Raw genomic sequence first — 3,603 nt, 5'->3', positions numbered from 1 at the left:
TGTAGAGCTTTCTGTTCTTAAGTAGAAAATTCTACTTCTAACCGCGCTCTTTTTGTGGGGGGATTACCAACCGAAAACCAGAATTATTCCACCGACCATCAGCGTGCAAAGATCCATGAGTACGCGCTCAACAACGGGATCGAGATCGTCAAAGAGTATGTTGACGAAGGAAAGAGTGGCCTCGACATTCGACGCCGCACCGGACTGAGCAACCTAATCCACGAAGTACAGTCTGGGAAGGCTACCTTTCAACTCATCATCGTCTACGACGTAAGCCGCTGGGGCAGGTTTCAGGATGTTGACGAAGCGGCTTACCACGAGCATACGTGCCGTCGCGCCGGCATCAAGGTCGTCTACAGTGGCGAACAATTCGCTGATGATGGCACGCCGCTTGGTGCATTAATGAAGAGCATTAAACGCACGATGGCTGCCGAGTACAGTCGCGAGCTTTCAACAAAGACGTTCAATGCCCAGTGTCGATTTACCCAGTTCGGCTACAAGCAGGGTGGCCACGCTGGCTACGGCTTGAGGCGCCTAGCCATCACGAAGGACGGTACCCCACGTCGCGTACTCGAGTACGGTGAAGCAAAGGGAGCTGTTACCGATCGGGTTGTACTCATACCAGGGCCGGCGCATGAAGCTGTCACGATTCGAAGGGTGTATGCGCTCTATCTGGAGCAAAAGCTCAGCGAACCTGCGATTGCACGACTCTTGAATGATGAGGGAGTTGCCAGCGAGTTCGGCAGGCCGTGGACACACTCCATGGTCAATTCACTTCTGACGAACCTGAAATACTGCGGAACGCTGGCGTTCAACCGCAAGTCTTGCAAGCTTTCCAGCCGCCGCACAGCCAACCCAAGCGATCAATGGGTCATAAATGAGGGAGCCGTCGAGCCCCTGATCTCGCCATCACTATTTGCCCAGGCACGAGATGAGCGAGCTAGACGCCTTCGCCGGTACACCTTAGACGAGTTGCTTAGCCTGCTTCAGACATGCCACAGCAGGCATGGCAAGGTAAATGCGAAGATCATCGCTTCAGATCCTTTGATGCCGGACCCTCAGCTTTTCGTACGTGGGTTTGGTTCTCTTATCGCTGCGTACGATGCTGCTGGGTTAGACCGCTGCCCATCACATGTCTTTGTCGAAACAAAAAGGGTCATCGCTACCAGGCTACACGACCTTTTTGAAGAAGTCGCAGGCCACGCACGATCCGCGGGGGGCACCGTTGATGACAGTGAAGCACCGCATCGATTGATCATCAATGACTTAGTTCGCGTAAAAGTAGAGATAGCGACCCGGCGCAGGCCAAAGAAAGGCTTCGTGAACTGGAGAGTTAAACCTTGTCCCGGAGCTGATTTCGTCATCACAGCACGATTGCACGGGGACACGCATGAGCTGATCGACTATTTCTTGATCCCAGCAGCGAAGATGGCCAATGGAGCGCTCTATCTGAAAGAATCCAATCTCGAAGGCTTTGCTGAGATACGGTACACATCGGTCGCAGCAATGTTCGGCCAGTAAGGTGCGGAAAGTGCAACCTTCACGTGACACATAGTTGTTAGCATTTCTGAGGAGTTCGCCATGGCTTTGCCTTCTATACGCGGTGCGGCACTTTACGTCAGGGCGTCAACTGAACATCAGAACTATTCGACTGACCATCAGGAGTCGGCCCTGCGAGAATATGCTGCACAGCACGATTTTAAGGTAGTGGCTGTATATCGGGACGAAGGACGGAGTGGACTTACGCTCGATGGACGAAATGGACTTTTGCGACTCCTTGAGGAAGTCCAATCAGGACAAGCAGACTACGCGGCGGTCCTGGTGTACGACGTTAGTCGTTGGGGACGGTTCCAAGACGTCGACGAGAGTGCCTATTACGAATACGCATGCCGTAGAGCCGGCATCATGGTTTCTTACTGTGCCGAGCCTTTCACGAACGATGGCTCGCCGCTCGCGACCTTACTCAAAGGTCTAAAACGCGCTATGGCTGCAGAGTACAGTCGTGAACTCTCAGCCAAGGTCTTCAGGGCGCAGTGCCGGCTAACGGCAGCCGGGTTTAAGCAAGGTGGCTCTGCTGGTTATGGCCTTAGGCGCCAGTGTCTATCAGCGGACGGGCGTACTCCACGAACACTCGAGATAGGTGAACGGAAGAGTCTGCCTACTGATCGGGTCGGTTTCGTCCATGGGCCCCTCGAAGAAGTCGCTGTAGTGCGCAGGATCTTTGACATGTGCACAAACAAACAAATGCCCGACACAAGGATTGCTGATGCTCTCAACGCTGAAAGATTGACGAACCAATACGGCCGGGCATGGTCGGCACACAACGTCAAAGCAATACTCACGAACGAGAAGTATGCCGGCACTCTTATCTTCAACCGAAGCACGCAGCGCCTAAGAAGCTCGCGTCGCCCCAATGACCCGCACAAATGGATCAGGGTCGAAAATGCCTTTCAGGGGATCGTGAGCAAGGAGATGTTCAGCCGGACCAGGCAGGTCCGTCTCCGGCGAGGAAAACACTGGACCGATGACGAAATGCTGGATGGACTTCGCGAAATCCTTGTTGAGCACGGCAAGGTCTCTGCTGATCTTATCGACAAGAGTGATCTGCCGTCGGCCAAGTCGTATGCGTTGCGCTTTCGAAGTCTGGTTGCCGCATATGAAGCCGCTGGCGTCTCTGGCCCGTCACTATCCCGCGCGACCATCACAAGATACAGACTCCGCTGCGTGACCAAGGACATGGCGATCGAACTCGAACGCTGCGCTCGTCACGCAAACGCTCAGCTTGAAAAAGTAACAGCTCGAACATATCGCGTTAACGGTGTCACGGTACGTCTGCTATGCACCAGGTGTCGCTACGAACGTAGTCACCCTTGCTGGAAGGTAACGGTGCGGCATGCACCTGCGGTTGACTTCGTGTTATGGGTACGCATGAATCACGCCAATGAAGAAGTAGCCCAAATTTACCTGCTACCTGTCCAAGACTTTCCTGAACACCAGTACCTCTGGCCATCAACACGCACGTTGCCTAACTACCAGCAGTTCGCGCACGCTTCGATGGCACATGTGTTTGGTTTGAACTAACTAAAAGCACCTATCAGAAATGATAGCTTCCAAGACTGCTGCTACGAGCTAGGATTTTGCATGATGCCTACTTGGAGCGAAGCCATGTGTACCTTGTTTAATACAACCGTTTCCGATGCAACGCGTGTATGTCAGCTGCTGGCAGAGCATGCATCGATCGAACCCGTGTTAGAAGGCTGCACCTACATCGGATTCATCATCCAGCTACAGAATGCCCAGTTTGAGAAATACCTGAAAGTGCGTCAGGCAGTGTCAGCCTTTATGCGCATCATCGAAAAGCGTATAAAGGCCAACGACTTTACTTGCCTCTATATCCACCCTGCGTCAAGCGAACTAGATTCTGCTGGCGCACCCCGCGTTGCATTTGATGCTCGGGGCCGCGTTATCTATAACTGGTAGTGCTGTGCGGTCGACATGTTTGGTCGATCTACTCTACGGTGATCGCTTGAACGAAAGTGAACCGCCCCGGGTTTTGTAGAGGCTCCATTGTTTGAGAGAATGGAGTCATGAAGAAACAACCCA

General features: G+C 53.2%; 3 protein-coding genes. All 3 read left to right on the top strand.

Going from position 1 to position 3,603, the window contains the following annotated elements; translation table 11 throughout:
* The first annotated feature begins 54 nt into the window (after positions 1–54).
* Genes ACFPQ5_RS02590 through ACFPQ5_RS02580 form a run of 3 tightly spaced genes read left to right on the top strand, consistent with a single transcriptional unit; the run spans position 55 to position 3,480 of the window.
* Complete coding sequence (locus ACFPQ5_RS02590) at positions 55–1,521, top strand: recombinase family protein (RefSeq protein WP_379751647.1); 1,467 nt, start codon at positions 55–57, stop codon at positions 1,519–1,521.
* Positions 1,522–1,581: 60 nt separating this feature from the next.
* Positions 1,582–3,081: a recombinase family protein gene (locus ACFPQ5_RS02585; protein ID WP_379751645.1), complete on the top strand. Its 1,500-nt coding sequence runs from the start codon at positions 1,582–1,584 to the stop codon at positions 3,079–3,081.
* Positions 3,082–3,141: 60 nt separating this feature from the next.
* A complete protein-coding gene (locus tag ACFPQ5_RS02580; protein ID WP_379751643.1) occupies positions 3,142–3,480 on the top strand; it encodes a hypothetical protein in 339 nt (112 codons plus the stop codon).
* Positions 3,481–3,603: the final 123 nt, after the last annotated feature.

The sequence above is a fragment of the Massilia suwonensis genome (assembly GCF_042655665.1).
GTDB classification, from domain to species: domain Bacteria; phylum Pseudomonadota; class Gammaproteobacteria; order Burkholderiales; family Burkholderiaceae_D; genus Telluria; species Telluria suwonensis.
The sequence above is the reverse complement of the archived record's forward strand: the minus strand, read 5'-3'. Positions and strand labels throughout refer to the sequence as shown.